This is a genomic window from Rahnella sp. R3(2024), assembly GCF_042920125.1.
GTDB lineage: Bacteria > Pseudomonadota > Gammaproteobacteria > Enterobacterales > Enterobacteriaceae > Rahnella > Rahnella rivi.
Genome location: NZ_JBHGBU010000002.1, coordinates 294679 through 310576, shown reverse-complemented (window position 1 = coordinate 310576; position 15898 = coordinate 294679). Strand labels below are relative to the sequence as shown.

Genomic DNA, 15898 nt, shown 5'->3' with positions numbered 1-15898 from the left:
TCAATCCTTATTCCTGGGGTTGAGGATGTCACGCAGCGCGTCACCGACTAAGTTGATTGCGACAATCAGCACCAGCAATGTGACGCCGGGAAAGACGCTTATCCAGTAGTCGCCGGACATCAGGTAATCGAAACCGTTGGCGATCAGTAACCCCAGCGACGGTTCGGTCACCGGCAACCCGATGCCGAGAAACGACAGCGTGGCCTCGAGCATGATGGCGTAGGCGATACGCATGGTGGCGACCACAATCAGCGGCGGCAGGCAGTTGGGGAAAATGTGGCGCAGAAGAATGCGCGGAGTTGACAACGCCATGCTGCGCGCGGCGTCCACGTAGCTGCGGCGGCGTTCAAGCAGCGCCGAACCGCGCACCGTGCGGGCGTAGTACGCCCATTGCGTGACCACCAGCGCCAGGATGATTTTATCCACGCCCTGCCCGAGCACGGCCAGCAGGATAAGCGCGATCAGGATCGGTGGAAAACTCAGCTGGATATCCACAATACGCATGATCAGCGCGTCTGTTTTGCCACCCGCCCAGGCGCTGGTCATGCCGAGGATTGCGCCAATGGTCAGCGCAATCACCGCGCTGCATACGCCCACCAGCAGGCTGGTGCGCATGCCGTAAAGAATGGCGCTGAATAAATCACGACCCTGATCGTCGGTGCCCAGCCAGTAAACCAGGCCACTCAGGCTGGCCGAACCCGGCTTAAGGCGGCCATCCATGATGTCGAGCTGCGATAAATCGTACGGATTTTGCGGGGAAATCCAGGGTGCCAGCACAGAGAGCAGCACCGCGATGCCCAGAATAATCAGGCCGCACAGCGAGAATTTGTTACGCAGCAGCGCGGTGAGCGTGTTGTAAAACGCCGTGTGCGGTGTCTGCGCGGCGGCAGTGCGGGAGTGAACGGAATCCGGTGGCATCACGCCTCTCCTCCCAGCCGCACGCGCGGATCGACCAGCACATACAGCACGTCGACCAGCAGATTGATCAGGCTGAACATCACCACGGTAATCATCAGATACGCCAGGATCACCGGGCGATCCAGCACGGCGATGGAATCAATGATCAGCTTGCCCATGCCCGGCCAGGCGTAAATAGTTTCGGTGACGACCGCAAAGGCGATAAGCGAACCGAGCTCAAGGCCGATCACCGTAATCAGCGGGATCAGGGTATTTTTCAGAACGTGAACCAGCACGATGCGGCTTTCAGATAACCCTTTGGCGCGGGCAAACCGGATGAAATCTTGTTGCAGGCATTCGAGCACACCGGCGCGGGTCAGCCGGATAATCAGCGAGATTTTAAACAGCGCCAGATTGAAGGCCGGAAGGATCAGATGCGCCAGTCCGTCAGCGGTGAAAAGACTGACGGGGACGCCGAAAACGTCCACCGTTTCGCCACGCCCGGAGGCAGGCAGCACGCCGAGTTTGACACTGAACAGCATGATCATCATCAGCCCGATCCAAAACGTCGGCAGGCTGAAGCCAAAAATGGAGACGGTCATGATTGTTTTCGACAGCCAGCCCTCGGGGCGTAAACCGGCGTAAACGCCAAGCGGAATGCCGATCACCAGCGCCAGCACGAAGGCCACCAGCGCCAGTTCGAGCGTGGCGGGCATGCGCTGGAAAATCAGGTGTAACGCGGGCTGGTTGTAAATAAAGGAATTGCCCATATCGCCGTGCAGGGCGTTCACCACGAACAGGCCGTATTGTTCCCACACCGGTTTATCCAGGCCGAAAGACTGGATCACGTCAAGGCGTTCGGCCGGCGTCGCACTGGTGCTGAGCAACAGATCCACCGGATTGCCCACCAGATACACGCCACCAAATACCAGCAGCGACATCACGAACAGCGTCAGCAGCGTTTGTCCGAAACGTCCCAGCAGGTACCGGCTCATGCGCGCGCATCGTCTTGCTGTGCGCCGTAGCGGGAAAAGACGCGCCGCAGCAGGCTGAAGAAGCCGTATTCATCGACGTTCTGCATCACCATTGCGTTCGGCGGCGTCGCCAGTTTGTGCCAGAAATCGGCGAAGGTGTAACCGGCGGTCTTGCCGGACACCGCCACGCCGACGCGGGCATTCTGGCCGGAGAATAGCCCCGGTTGCAGCAGCCAGGCGATGGTGGTCGCATCATGCACCGGGCCGCCTTCGCGACCAAAACGGCTGAGATCGCTGCGGTCGAAGGCGCCCAGCAGTGCCGCGACAGAGGCTCCCGGCAGACCGCCGTCCTGACGAATTGCCTCGATGTCATCCGCACCGATCAGCGCCTGAAAGGTCATATCCAGCGGCATGATCACCAGCGGAACGCCGCTGTTAAACACTTTTTCCGCCGCATGGGGATCGGCGTACACATTGAATTCGGCCCAGGGCACGCGGTGCCCCAATGCCGTAAAGGCACAACTCATGGTGACGATGTGCCTGATGCCACGCGCCACGTCCGGATGCATTCCCAGCGCCAGCGCCAGATTGGTCATCGGCCCGATGGCGCATACCGTGACAGGGTCGTTATCCTGCGCCGCCTGTCTGAGGGTGCGCACCAGAAAATCCACCGCATGTTCTTTCTGCGGTTGCAGTTCGCTGTCCGGCACCAGCTCGTCGCTGAAGGCACCGATATGCGCGTATTTTCCGTAAACCTGCTCGCGCACCAGCGGACCGGGCGCACCGGCAAAGACCGGCGTGTCGGTTTTACCCGACAGTGCGACGATTTTACAGGCGTTGCGCATGGTGTCTTTCAGCGCCACGTTGCCCGCCACCACGGTGATGCCCAGCACGTCCAGCTCCGGTGACGCCAGCGCCAGCCACAATGCAATGGCGTCATCCACGCCGGGATCGGTATCAATAATGATGCGCTGGCTCATAAGATCAGTTCCCGGCATAGCGTGATAACAGTTCATAAAACAGGGTGAAGACTTTTGCAGTGTCCACACGCGTGACGATATCGACATTGGCAGTCTGTCCGGATTTGCCGTACCAGTCGGCCACGGTTTGCCCCAGACAAAGTTCGCTGTCGTACTCAACAAACACCCGCGCTTTCTCGGTGCCAAACAACTCCGGCGCCAGCACGTAAGCGATCACCAGCGGATCGTGCAATGGCCCGCCACGCGAGCCGTAACGGCGTACGTCATTGCGATCCCAGAACGCCATCAGCTCACCCAGCGGCGCGGAAATCCGCCCTGAGACTTTGATGAATTTCGCCACATGTTCCGGCGTGAGGATCACCTGATGGGTGGCATCGAGCGGCAGCACCGTGATGCGAAGATCGCTGGAAAACACGATGTGCGCGGCATGGGGATCGGCCAGCATGTTGAATTCAGACGTCATGGTGCGGTTACCGGCTTCACGGTACGCGCCGCCCATCAGCACCACCCGGCCAATACCGGCAGCAATGTCGGGTTTCATGCGCAGCGCCGTTGCCAGATTGGTCAGCGGCCCCAGCACGCACAGCGTCAGCGGCTGATTATCGTCGATCGCCTGCTGGCAACGGTTTATCAGGAAGTTAACGGCGTGAAGTTTTTCGGGCGTTTTTTGCGGCGCGGGAAACGCGGTGTTGCCCAGACCGTTTTCGCCATGGAACTGGCCGTGGATCGGCTCGCGGAACATCGGCTGATGGCAACCGGCAAACACCGGGATGTCGGTACGCTGACCAAGTTCGCTGATTTGCAGCGCATTACGCAATGTATTGGCTAAAGGCTGATTACCGCACACGGCGCAGATGCCGAGAATATTCAGCTGTGGCGCGACAAACGCGCTGAGCAGCGCAATGGCGTCGTCGATACCAGGATCGCAATCAATAATGACAGGCAGCGTTTTCACAGGGCACCTACGGAACGTAAAACTTCAGCGATTTCCTGACGCGCAGCGGCATCGAGCGGAATCTGTGGCGGCAGCGGATCGCCCACGGCAAATCCCTGCAACTGCAACGCCGCCTTGATGCATCCGGCGATGGAGTATTTGGCGAAGATTTCATTGATGCGCCACAAAGGGCGCTGTAACGCCATGGCCTGAGCCCAGTCGCCCTGCTTTGCCGCTTCATACAGCGCCAGGCTTTGCTTGGGCACGATGCAGGCCGGACCGGCCATCCAGCCGACGCCACCAATCATCATCACGCACACCGGGATGTGTGCCGACGCAGCAAACACCTGCATCCGCCCCTGCGTGCGTTCGATGATCGACAGCAACCGGCCAGTATTGGTCGAGGCATCTTTAATATAGTTGATATTCTCCACGTGACTCAGGCGCTCAATGACCGGCAGGCTGAGGTCGGCGCGCTGAAACTGTGGATTGGTGTACAGCACGACCGGCAGTTGACCTGCGGCAGCCGCGATGGCACGGAAATAGTCCTCGACGCCCTGATCGGGCACCGGGAAATAGGCTTCAAGAATAGCCAGAATACCGTCGACACCCAGAGCGACATAACGAGCGGTTTGCGCTATGGCGTCCTGAATGGTGGTGGCTGCGACACCGGCAATCACCGGAACGCGGCCTCGAGCGGCGTGGACAACCGTTTCGACCACTGCGGTGCGCTGTTCTGCACTGAGATAGGCGAATTCACCTGTACTGCCCAGCGGCGTCAGACCCTGCACGCCACTGGCAATCAGGTGTTCAACCAGTGCGGTTAACACCGGTTTGTCTATCTGGCCACCGTCAGTAACGGGGGAAACCAGATAGGGAAATACACCGCTAAAAGAAGTCATAGCTTCTCTCTCTTTTCTTAGAACAACCCTGGTGATGGCGCTCTATTCCCGCGTGGGTTCGGTATGTACTTTGCGCTTACTTACTGTTTCTCATGCACAAAGTACGGCAACGTGTAGCCGTCGGAACGGCCCACGTAGGTATAAGGTGTTTTCATCGCCCAGGTGTAGGAGAGGAACAGCAGCGGGATGGTGCCCTGATCCTTCATCGCTATCTCTGTGGCGTGTTGTAACAGTGTTTCGCGTTTGGCGTCGTCGAGGGTCGAACGCGCCTGCGCCAGCGTTTTATCAAATTCAGGGTTCGAATAACGCCCGCGATTGCCCTGCCCGCCATTCGGCCCGAAGGTTTCCAGCAACGGTCCCAGCACACCGGAGGCTTCACCGGTTTCAATCGCCGCGCCGCCCATGATCAGGCTGAAATCGCGTTTAGAAGCCCGTGAGAAATAAACGCTGCCGGGCATGGTCACCACGTCGGTTTTTATGCCAACGCGGGTGAACATCTGGCCGAGGGCCTGAGCAATTTTCGAATCGTTAGGATAACGGTCGTTCGACGCATGGAAGGTCAGCGTAAAACCGTTCGGATAACCGGCCTGCGCCAGCAACTGTTTGGCTTTGGCCGGATCGTATTCCGGTGCGCCAATCGACGGCGTGTAGCCGAAGTAACCTTTTGGCACCAGCTGCGAAGCCGGAACGCCCTGGCCGTCCATGATCCTGTCCACGATCGCCTGACGGTTTATCGCCAGCGACATCGCCTCACGCACTTCACGCTTTTTCAGCGGATTGCTGCCATCCGGGCCTTTGGCGAACGGCGAATCGTCACGATCCTGATCCGGGTGTAAATAGAGAATACGGTTACCCGCGACGGATTCCATGTGCAGACCGGCCTGTTTCGCCAGGTTGCTGCCATCTGCCGTCGGGACACTTTCAATCACATCGACGTCGCCGGAACGAATCGCCGCAACGCGCGCGCTGGGGTTTTTAAACACACGCAGGGTCACGTTGTCCCACTGCGCTTTTCCGCCCCAATACTGGTCATTACGCGCCAATACCACGTTGTCATCCGGCGTCCAGCTGACAAATTTGAAAGGTCCGGTGCCGATCACCTCTTTCCCTTCGTTAAGGGTTTGTGGCGGAACGTTTTCAAGCCGTGCCGGTAAAATAGCCACACGGCTTAAATTGTTGAGTAACAGAGGCGTTGGCGCTTTGGTGATAATTCTCACCGTTAGCGGGTTCACTTCAACGACATCAGCGATGTCATTGACGTAAGGCGTGTAGGCGCTCGGGCTGTTTTTCGAAGCCAGCGGCACACGTTTGATGCTGGCGATCACGTCTTTCGCGGTGAAATCGCTGCCGTCGTGGAATTTCACACCGGGACGCAGGGCAAATTCCCAGGTGGTGTCGTTAATGACTTTCCACGAGACCGCCAGCGCAGGCGTAATATGTTGTTTTTCGTCCTGATTGACCAGCCCGTCGAAAATGTTACGCGCCATGGCGCTGTTCGCACCGCCCACGTAAAACTGCGGATCCATTGAGGTCGTTGAAGCGGCAAGACCGATTTTAAGATCGGCAGCCTGTACAAAAGAGGCGTGTAATACAAAAGGCGTGGCCAGTGCTGAGGAAAGCACTCCTGCCAGAACGGACTTCTTCATTCATTTAACCCTTAATTATTTTAGATTTTCAGGCAATGTGTGTCAGATCGTAAACCGGAGTCTAGGGGGTGGACATCTGAATTGAAAATTGTATTTTGTGTTACATCCATAAACAAATGTTATGGATCATGAGGACATATTATGAAAATTAATCCCAGACAGGTAGAAGCTTTTCACAAAGTGATCCTCACCGGCAGCATTACGGCAGCAGCAAACATGATGAACATTACTCAGCCGGCGGTCAGCAGGCTGATACGTGATTTCGAATATGCGGTGGATTTGAAGCTTTTCGATCGCGACGGACGCGGGCTGATCCCGCGCGACGACGCCATTAAGCTGTACCGTGAAGTGGAGCGTTTGTATCTTGGCCTTGAACATATTTCACGTATTGCCGATGAAATCCGCCATTCCAAAGGCAGCGTTCTGCGCATCGGCACGGTGGCGGCGTTATCTGCGCTGTGCGTCGAGCATATTTTGCCGCCGCTCATTGAAACCATTGACGATATCTCGCTGTTTCTGGATATCGAAAGCACCACGCACATTATGGATGTGGTCACCAGCAATCAGTACGACGTCGGCTTTGTTTTTGGCAAACCCGATGTAAAAGGGCTGGAAGCGGAGATGCTGGCGCGGGCGAATGCCGTCGCCGTGATGTCGCCGCGCCATCCGCTGGCAAAGCAGGATGTGGTGACCGCGAAGGATCTGACGCTGTACCGCCCCATTATTCCGGGCCGTAAAACGCCGCTGCGGGAACAGCTGGATCAGGTGATGAGCCGTCAGGATTTATATATGAACAATCCTATCGAAACGTCGCTGAACAATTGCTGCATCATGGCGGGAAATAATCTGGGTGTCGGCGTGGTGGATTTCATCACAGCCCGCAGCCACAGGTGCAATCTGGTGATCAAACCTTTCACTCCGGACATCAGCATCGCCTACCTGGCCGTGTTCCCGCCGCAAATTCCGAAAAGCCGTCTGATAGAACAGATCACCAAAGAAATGAAGACGTTAATCGAAGGCTATTTGTAAAACGCCCCATCAGGTTCGCTCGTTTCGTACCAGCGAGTTCAAAATAGTCTGTTTCAGTTTTATGACCCTAAATAATTGGACACTTGGTGCGATCGGTTAGATGAAAAATGTATATTAATCTCAATAAACATTTAAATAATGAATAACACACTTTATTTTATTCTTTAAAATCAACGCGTAAAATTTCCCTGCATAAATAATAATCTCTTCTATAATAATTTACCTAATTTCAAACTCTTCGTTACACATTCACAACCCGGATGGGAAGTATTACTATTTGCGCGAAATTGTTCTATTTGGTTCATTTAATAACGGGTGCTCACCACGTGTTACCCGCTTTTCATCAACAGTTTTCTAAAACCATGCAGTGAGATAAATCATGCCAACAACAAATAGCAAGTGGACCTGGCTCCTCTGGCTGCTGAGTGCGCTGATGCTGGTCATCGGCCTGACACTCGGCATCGGTGGCGCGTATCTGGCCACATTGGGAGGAAGCGTTTACTTCCTGCTGATGGGTCTGGCGCTCATCGTTTCCGCCGTTTTGATTTTCAAAGGTAAGCCTTCAGGTGCCTGGCTTTATGCCGTGGCCTTTGTGCTTTCTGTTATCTGGGCAGTCTGGGACGCGGGCTTCACGTTCTGGCCACTGTTCTCCCGCCTGTTCACCTTCGGCGTTCTGGCCTTCCTGGTCGCACTGGCCTACCCGCTGCTGAAAGCACGCGCGGGTCTGGTGGCGCGTAAAGGGCCAAGCTTCTCGCTGGCAGGTGTGGTAGCCGTTGCGCTGATTGCCGCTTTCGCCAACACCTTCGTCCCGACGCCAATCATCAGCGCCGAAAACGACCAGGCACCGGTAAAACCGGTGGCTCCGGGTGCTGAACAGAAAAACTGGGAAAGCTGGGGTAACACGACTGCCGGTGACCGTTTCGCTGCATTGGATCAGATCAACAAGACCAACGTAGACAAGCTTCAGGTCGCGTGGATTGCCCACACCGGCGATATTCCGCAGAGCAATGGCTCCGGCGCGGAAGATCAGAACACTCCGTTGCAGATCGGCGACAAACTGTTTGTCTGTACCGCCTACAGCAAAGTGATTGCCCTGAACGTGGACGACGGTAAAAAGCTGTGGTCTTACGATTCCAACTCCACCGCGCCTAACTGGCAGCGTTGTCGTGGCCTGGGTTATTACGAGAATGCTTCTGCACCGGCGGCACCTGCGGCACAACCCGTCGCGGAGTCAACGGCGACAGCGAGCACCTCAACGGCTGCCGAAGCCACTCCCTCTGCCAGCTCTGCACCTCACTCACCGGCTGCAACCGGCGGTACGGTCAGCGGCACCTGCGAACGTCGTCTGTTCCTGCCAACCATCGATGCGCGTCTGATCGCCATCAACGCTGACACCGGCAAGCCTTGTGCTGATTTCGGTGACAACGGCGTGGTGGATTTGAAAGTCGGTATGGGTGAAGTCAAACCGGGTTACTACCAGCAAACCTCAACTCCGCTGGTTGCGGGGAACGTGGTGGTGGTCGGTGGTCGCGTGGCGGATAACTTCTCCACCGGCGAGCCTCCGGGCGTCGTGCGTGCATTCGATGTTCATACCGGCGCACTGGCATGGGCATGGGATCCGGGTAATCCGAACATCACCAAACTGCCACCGGAAGGTCAGACTTACACCCGTGGTACACCGAACGTCTGGTCGGCCATGTCATACGATCCGAAACTGGGTCTGATTTACATGCCAACCGGTAACGCCACGCCAGACTTCTTTGGCGGCACACGTACCGCGCTTGACGACAAATTCAGTTCTTCGGTGGTCGCGGTTGACGTTGCTACCGGTAAAGTTCGCTGGACCTTCCAGACCACGCATCATGATCTGTGGGACTTTGACCTGCCGTCTCAGCCGTTGCTGTATGACCTGCCGGACGACAAAGGTGGCAGCACGCCAGTTCTGGTGCAGACCTCCAAACAAGGCATGATCTTCATGCTGAACCGCGAAACCGGTGAGCCGGTCGCGAAAGTCGAAAACCGCGAAGTCCCGCAGGGCAACGTCCCTGGCGAACGCTACTCCAAAACACAGCCTTTCTCTGTCGGGATGCCAAACATCGGCAACCAGACGCTGAAAGAGTCTGATATGTGGGGCGCCACGCCGATGGACCAGTTGCTGTGCCGCATCGAATTTAAAGGCATGCGTCACGAAGGTGTGTACACGCCTCCGGGCCTCGATCGTTCCCTGCAATTCCCAGGCTCTCTGGGCGGCATGAACTGGGGCAGCGTATCGGTTGATCCGAACAACGCCATCATGTTTGTGAATGATATGCGTCTGGGTCTGGCGAACTACATGGTTCCGCGTGCCAAAGTGCCAACCGGCGCAAGCGGGATTGAGATGGGTATGGTGCCGATGGACGGTACGCCGTTCGGCGCGGTGCGTGAGCGTTTCCTGTCTCCGCTGGGCATTCCTTGCCAGAAACCTCCGTTTGGTACCATGTCCGCGGTTAACCTGAAAACCGGTAAAATCGTCTGGCAGGTGCCGGTCGGTACGGTGAAAGACACCGGCCCGCTGGGCATCAAAATGCGCATGCCAATGGAAGTGGGTATGCCAACGCTGGGCGCCAGCCTGTCAACGCAATCCGGCCTGCTGTTCTTCGCCGGTACGCAGGATTTCTATCTGCGTGCGTTCGATACCGCGAACGGTAAAGAGATCTGGAAATCTCGTCTGCCGGTCGGCAGCCAGTCTGGCCCGATGAGCTATGTTTCACCGAAAACCGGTAAACAATACATCATCATCAGCGCCGGTGGCGCACGTCAGTCCGCCGAACGTGGCGACTACGTGATTGCCTATGCATTGCCTGATGCGAAGTAAATTTTAAGTTCAGGTCAGCACTAAAAAGACCCCGCCCGCCGATGTAAACCGGCGGGCTTTTTTTCGTCTGCGACTTAACAAAGCAGCAGACAACAATGATCAACAGGCCTAAACCGATTACACTAATGCCAGAGATGATTGATGTTGTCCCCCTGATCCCGGCGGGCACAACCGAAGGAGCAATTGAACAATGGTTAGCGATGTAATTAATGTTGGCGATTCCCTGTCTGTGTTTGATTTTGACGGCACGCTGACAAAGCACGACAGTTTCGTGCCCTTCCTGCGCTTTGCCTTTGGTAAACGCGTTTTCGCCCGTCGCCTGGTACGCCTGGTATTGCCTACCCTGAAATGCATGGGCCGCAGGCTGACACGCGATGAACTGAAGGAAGTGCTGATCCACACATTTATGACCGGCGTTGAGGCTAAATGGGTCGAAGAGAAGGCAGAAGAATTTTGTGAGCGTTACTGGAAGCGTCTGATGCGCCCTTCCGGTCTGATTGCGGTGGCTACTCAGGTAAATTCCGGTGCCATCGTGACGATTTGCTCGGCCTCACCGGCGATGGTGCTTAAACCGTTCGCAGAGCGTCTGGGCATTCGCCTGATCGGCACGAATTTAGAAGTGAAAGACGGCGTACTGACGGGACGCATCAGCGGCCACAACTGCCGCTGCGGCCAGAAGGTCGAGCGACTTGAAGCGGAGTACGGCCCGCTTTCCTCATACCATCTGCGCGCCTGGGGCGACACGCGCGGCGACTATGAAATGCTGGCTGCCGCGCAGGAACCTTACTGGCGACATTTCCACGGTTCATGGGCGAAACGCAATCCGCCCATTGCGCGGATCAAACAACTGCGCAGTAAGTAAGTTGAGTTAACGGGAAGGTGTGCCAGCTCTGCCGCCTTCTCGTTGATATTTTCATTTCCGGCCAGTCTGTTTTCCCGCTTGCCATTCCTGTTTCATTGCCTTGATGATAATGACAAAAAATTTCATCAAGTGGCAGCCAAATCAAGAACACCCCTTTTTATTTCACACTTCCGATATATTTATCACCGCCTGAATGTAATCCAAAAATCCCGCCAATTTGAATACTTGTGATGAATATTCAATTTTATTAAAAAACCAATTTAAAATATTGAAACAGCTTTTCATTAAGCATAACTTCGTGTTCAGCCTTAAGCACCCCTCTTAGTTAATTATTATTAAAAATGGGTTTAACATGAAAAAATACCTTTTGCTTTCATTCTCTCTGGCCGTCACCAATGCACATGCCGTCTATATGGATGTACGTCATGAATATCTTGATGACAGTAAAGCCAACTATGATCGTGTATATATCTCTAACCGGTTTAGTAATGGCTTTGGATTTGCAGTTGAAGCCATTTCAAAATCCGGAGGAGATGACACGAACAAAGCGTTTAACGATCTCGAAGTACAGGGCAACGAATATACGGTGAACTACCAGTTCAGCAGTGGCCCTGTCGCCTGGCAGCCCGGTTTTGTACTGGAAACAGGCAGCGGCTATTCCACCTATAAACCCTATTTACGCTCAACCTGGACGATTAATGAATCATGGTGGCTGGGTGCCCGATATCGTTTCGAGTATACGCGACGCTCATCCGACTCCCGTGAAGACGATACGGTAAATCGTATGGATGTCTGGGCGGGATATAAATGGAATAACTTTGACTGGACGCTGGAGGGTATTTATAAAAAAGCCGATAAGTATGACCTCTATAATAACAGCAAATACAACTATGAATACAATTTCAGAACCGCTTATATTATTGGCGCATGGTCCCCATTTGTTGAAGTCGGGAATGTTTCAGTTCGAAGCAACAGTGATGAAAGACAAACCCGCTTTCGTGTAGGGTTGGGTTATACGTTTTAAATCGTTGTGAATAATTTATCGAACTTTCTGTATATTCCTGAAAATAAATACGTGGAAAATGAGAAACTCCGCACTGATATTTTTTAATTGAAACTGCGAAAGCGCTGAGGAGATTAAAAGACTCAGCGCTAATAAGACAGTGATCTGCCTGGGCTGGCTCTGGCAAAAAGGTCAAAAAAGATATCCGATACCCTTACCGTTAAAATTACGCTGCGAGGATGTGCTGAATTCCCAGAAACATGGGTATTGCGCCAAAGGCATTTGGGGGTGCAGTAAGTTCGGCAAAACCTAATCGCGTGTAGAAATTGACGGCGCCAGGATCGGCATCCAGATAAACGCCTTTGATCGGCAAGGCTTCATGAATAATTTTAATATGCTGGAAGAATTCGTAGAGCAAATCCTGCCCGTAACCTTTGTTTTGTTCTTTTTTGGCGATGCCAAGCATATTAAGCCGTACAACCCCGATGTCATTAGGCAGTGATCCCGCAACGGCTCCGGCCAATTTCGCCCGCTCAAGAGAGTATGCAGAAAACGTACACACCCCAAGCAACTCACCTGTCTGGGTATCTATCAGTGCTTTTGCTGCGCAGTTTCCGTCTCTGACGCTTTTCTTGAGTGAATTGCGAACGTATGCATTCAGTACAATATTGCCGCAGTCAAAATGCTTGTTACCTGGATAGGAAATATCAGACTGGTAGCTGCAAACCATAAGGCCATCATGTTCATTCTTTAGGTTTGCCATCTTTCTTTCTCCGCATTAATGCCTGTAGTGCCAACGTTGGTGCTGCAGGTTCAGCGAGAAGCTCATTGAGCTGCTGCCAACCCTGCGTTGTCAGTTCCCTTCGACGCTGATTATCCAATACGCTCTCAGCACGTTCTATGGCTGCATTTAGGATAAATGCACTTAAATCCAGCCCTGCGGCGGCAGCGGCTTCACGCAGCATATCTTTGAGATCCGGGCTGGTTTTTAATTCAACTCTGGCGGTTTTGATGTTTCGACCCTCTGCAGGGAATGTCGCGACTTTGGACATAATGACCTCTTTTCATGGTACGGCTGATAGCCGTATGCTGATAATCTATCCGCATCCACTGCACGCGTCAATCGGATACGGTTCACAGCCGTATCCTATAAAGAGGTTTAACGGGGGCTGAGGATATCGTTTCTGTGCAACAGCCCCGCCCTCAGGACACCGCATTTACCGCATAATCCGCTCTTTTCGTGCGGCTACGGTCCAGTCCTTAAACTCTTCAAGTAACAGGTCATAGAGACGTTCATCACTCATAGTGGCGAAATCGTCGATCGCGAAAAAATGCGTGTTGTCGATACGACGGTCTGTGAAGGTGTCCAGTTGCTCGAGGATGCCATAGCCGCTGCCACCAAGACCCAAAAACTTCCAGAAAATCGGGTAGTTCGCTGAGCGGCGAATGGCTTCTTTAATTGCTCTGGTTTTACTGATGCCACCATCCGTAATGAAAACAACGTACACGGGCAAATCACTGTGCTTAAAAGTATCGATAATCTCTTCAAGCACGGGTGGCTCATTATTGATACCGCCCAATCCTGGTAAATTCTCCCACCGCCCGCGCCTTGCTGAGTTCTGGATATAAGCGACATAGCCATCAAGATTATCCAGTGTTACATCTTTGTATTTGCGGTGTTTTTCGGCAAATCCCCACATATCCATGTCGCCATCATCATCAAACTGGACAGCGAGAACCGCGATGCGATCCAGCACAGCCTGAACGTTACCTTTTTTGAACTCGCCGGTCATAGAACCGGAGGCATCCAGCACGAAAGCCACTTTAGCTTTCACTGACTGGAGGTTATGTTTGGCCAGACTGACCGTGACGGTTTTTGCCAGACTGATAAGGCGCGGCGCTTTTTCCTGTATCCGTTTTTCAAGACTGACTGTCGTTGACGTCGGTGCTGGTGCTGGCGCCGGGGATGGCGAGGTCACATCCACGCCGAAATGAACTGCCAGCGGTTCCAGCCCCCCGTTGAACCCCTGCCCTGACGCCCTGAGTTTCCAGTTACCGTTGTGCCGATAGACTTCGGTCACAATAAGCGCTTTTTCACTCCGCCCGGCGAGAGGAATGTCGAACGTCGCCACACCTTCCGCATTCATCTGGATCCGTTGCAGACCTGAGACGGAATCCGGGCCGTCAATCACCAGTGTGAGAGCAATTTTGACGATGTCAGCATCAACCTTTCTCAGATCCAGCGAAAACTGGCTGCTTCCAGCAGAAGAAGTGAGGCTCAGGCTGCCATTTGGCGCAGAGGGCTGATTGAAAAAAATGAAATCTGCATCTCCTCTGACCTTATTTTGCGCCGACAACATAAAGGCTGAAGCATCGATTTCACTGCGAAAGGCGGCTGTTACGGGGTATGAAAGAGTGATACGGAGGAGAGGCTGGTTTAACGCGATGTTCTGTCCGGATTGCAATTCCATTTTGGCTATCCTGTTTAAGGGGAAACACCGGCTCTTCAGGCCGCGTTTCCTGCAGATACAAAAAAGCCCCGATGGAAACCAACGGGGCTGTCAGAATTATGCGTGATTTAGATGTTCACGCCATGCTGAGAGGCCAGTGCAGACAGGCCGCCTGCGAAGCCCTGACCGACGGCTTTAAATTTCCACTCAACGTTGTGACGGTAAAGTTCGCCGAACACCATTGCCGTTTCGGTGGACGCATCTTCAGACAGGTCGAAACGGGCGATTTCAGTGCCGTTATCGTTGTTGAATACGCGCATGAAGCTGTTGCTGACCATACCGAAGTTCTGTTTACGCGCTTCTGCGTCATAAATAGTCACGGCAAATACCAGCTTTTTCACTTCGGCCGGGATTTTAGACAGGTCGATTTTAACCTGCTCGTCATCGCCTTCGCCTTCGCCAGTACGGTTGTCGCCCATGTGAGTCACGGAACCACAGGTGCTGGTTTTGTTGTTGAAGAAGATGAAGCTCGCATCGGAAATAACTTTACCGTCATCACCGACCATGAACACAGAAGCGTCGAGGTCAAACTCAGCGCCATCAGTTACGCGTGCATCCCAGCCGAGGCCGACCATAGCCACATTCATGGTTGGGGCTTCTTTAGTTAAGGATACGTTGCCGCCTTTAATCAGAGAAACTGCCATTTAAAACTCCTGTAATAAGTCATGTTCATTACAGCAGGCAACAGTATGTCGCCTGCCGGGTTTCAAAAAACTGTGTGAAATTACGATGCGTTGATGCCGTACTGTGCGCATACGGAGCTCAGGCCGCCTGCATAACCCTGACCCACCGCGCGGAATTTCCACTCGGTGTTATGGCGATACAGTTCCCCGAACAGCATGGCCGTTTCGGTTGACGCATCTTCTGTCAGGTCGTAACGCGCGACTTCCTGTTGGTTGTCGTCATTCACTAAACGAATGAATGCGCCAGACACCTGACCGAAGCTTTGACGACGTGTAGTGGCGTCATGGATGGTCACCACAAAGACGATTTTATCAACGTCAGCCGGGATCTGATCCAGTTTGATTTTCAGGGCTTCATCATCGCCATCGCCTTCACCAGTACGGTTGTCGCCGGTATGCAGCACAGAACCGTCGGTGGATTTCAGGTTGTTGTAGAAAATGAAGTCGGTATCGCCGCGCACTTTGCCGGCGCTGGTCAGCAGGAACGCTGAGGCATCAAGGTCGAAATCCTGGCCGTCGGTTGAGCGGGCATCCCAACCCAAACCGATCAGCACATTTTTCATTGTCGGTGCTTCTTTGCTTAAAGAAACATTGCCGCCTTTAGAGAGAGAAACGCCCATAATT

General features: G+C 53.9%; 15 protein-coding genes. 4 read left to right on the top strand and 11 right to left on the bottom strand.

Annotated elements, in window-relative coordinates:
- From ABSH60_RS21830 to ABSH60_RS21805, 6 genes are all read right to left on the bottom strand, one after another.
- The gene (locus ABSH60_RS21830; protein ID WP_390976136.1) at window positions 1–918 is read right to left on the bottom strand and encodes an ABC transporter permease subunit; all 918 of its coding nucleotides are present in this window, start codon (window positions 916–918) and stop codon (window positions 1–3) included.
- A complete protein-coding gene (locus tag ABSH60_RS21825) occupies window positions 918–1892 on the bottom strand; it encodes an ABC transporter permease (protein WP_136375031.1) in 975 nt (324 codons plus the stop codon). Before ABSH60_RS21825 ends, ABSH60_RS21830 begins: the two co-directional genes overlap by 1 nt.
- Window positions 1889–2851 carry a nucleoside hydrolase gene (locus tag ABSH60_RS21820; RefSeq protein WP_390976135.1) on the bottom strand — a complete coding sequence of 321 codons (963 nt, stop codon included), beginning with the start codon at window positions 2849–2851 and terminating at the stop codon, window positions 1889–1891. The genes ABSH60_RS21825 and ABSH60_RS21820 overlap by 4 nt, the downstream gene beginning before the upstream one ends.
- A 4-nt stretch (window positions 2852–2855) precedes the next feature.
- On the bottom strand, window positions 2856–3806 hold the full coding sequence (locus tag ABSH60_RS21815; RefSeq protein ID WP_390976134.1) for a nucleoside hydrolase: 951 nt from the start codon (window positions 3804–3806) through the stop codon (window positions 2856–2858).
- Window positions 3803–4687, bottom strand: coding sequence for a dihydrodipicolinate synthase family protein (locus tag ABSH60_RS21810; RefSeq protein ID WP_390976132.1), 885 nt, complete (start codon window positions 4685–4687; stop codon window positions 3803–3805). The genes ABSH60_RS21815 and ABSH60_RS21810 overlap by 4 nt, the downstream gene beginning before the upstream one ends.
- 80 nt (window positions 4688–4767) lie before the next feature.
- Complete coding sequence (locus tag ABSH60_RS21805; protein WP_390976130.1) at window positions 4768–6333, bottom strand: ABC transporter substrate-binding protein; 1566 nt, start codon at window positions 6331–6333, stop codon at window positions 4768–4770.
- 141 nt (window positions 6334–6474) lie between these two features.
- Here ABSH60_RS21805 and ABSH60_RS21800 point away from each other — a divergent pair, with 141 nt between their 5' ends.
- The 4 genes from ABSH60_RS21800 to ABSH60_RS21785 all read left to right on the top strand — a co-directional run bounded on the left by ABSH60_RS21800 (window position 6475) and on the right by ABSH60_RS21785 (window position 12102).
- Entirely contained in the window at window positions 6475–7362 is an 888-nt protein-coding gene (locus ABSH60_RS21800; protein ID WP_056779909.1) for a LysR family transcriptional regulator, read from the top strand.
- A 379-nt stretch (window positions 7363–7741) separates the two neighbouring features.
- Entirely contained in the window at window positions 7742–10216 is a 2475-nt protein-coding gene (locus ABSH60_RS21795; protein ID WP_390976129.1) for a membrane-bound PQQ-dependent dehydrogenase, glucose/quinate/shikimate family, read from the top strand.
- Between the two features lie 190 nt (window positions 10217–10406).
- Window positions 10407–11078, top strand: a complete 672-nt coding sequence (locus tag ABSH60_RS21790; protein WP_056779902.1) for an HAD family hydrolase — start codon at window positions 10407–10409, stop codon at window positions 11076–11078.
- A gap of 352 nt (window positions 11079–11430) precedes the next feature.
- The gene (locus ABSH60_RS21785; RefSeq protein WP_122096802.1) at window positions 11431–12102 is read left to right on the top strand and encodes an oligogalacturonate-specific porin KdgM family protein; all 672 of its coding nucleotides are present in this window, start codon (window positions 11431–11433) and stop codon (window positions 12100–12102) included.
- Between the two features lie 205 nt (window positions 12103–12307).
- Here the strand turns inward: ABSH60_RS21785 and ABSH60_RS21780 are convergent, their stop codons facing one another.
- The 5 genes from ABSH60_RS21780 to ABSH60_RS21760 all read right to left on the bottom strand — a co-directional run bounded on the left by ABSH60_RS21780 (window position 12308) and on the right by ABSH60_RS21760 (window position 15894).
- Window positions 12308–12844: a GNAT family N-acetyltransferase gene (locus ABSH60_RS21780; protein ID WP_056779897.1), complete on the bottom strand. Its 537-nt coding sequence runs from the start codon at window positions 12842–12844 to the stop codon at window positions 12308–12310.
- On the bottom strand, window positions 12825–13136 hold the full coding sequence (locus ABSH60_RS21775) for a DUF1778 domain-containing protein (protein ID WP_390976463.1): 312 nt from the start codon (window positions 13134–13136) through the stop codon (window positions 12825–12827). The genes ABSH60_RS21780 and ABSH60_RS21775 overlap by 20 nt, the downstream gene beginning before the upstream one ends.
- 162 nt (window positions 13137–13298) lie before the next feature.
- Window positions 13299–14552, bottom strand: coding sequence for a VWA domain-containing protein (locus tag ABSH60_RS21770; RefSeq protein ID WP_390976127.1), 1254 nt, complete (start codon window positions 14550–14552; stop codon window positions 13299–13301).
- Window positions 14553–14659: 107 nt separating this feature from the next.
- Window positions 14660–15235 carry a TerD family protein gene (locus ABSH60_RS21765; protein ID WP_056779888.1) on the bottom strand — a complete coding sequence of 192 codons (576 nt, stop codon included), beginning with the start codon at window positions 15233–15235 and terminating at the stop codon, window positions 14660–14662.
- 80 nt (window positions 15236–15315) lie between these two features.
- Window positions 15316–15894 (bottom strand): TerD family protein, encoded by a 579-nt coding sequence (locus ABSH60_RS21760; RefSeq protein ID WP_056779886.1) that lies wholly within the window; start codon window positions 15892–15894, stop codon window positions 15316–15318.
- Window positions 15895–15898 lie beyond the last annotated feature (4 nt).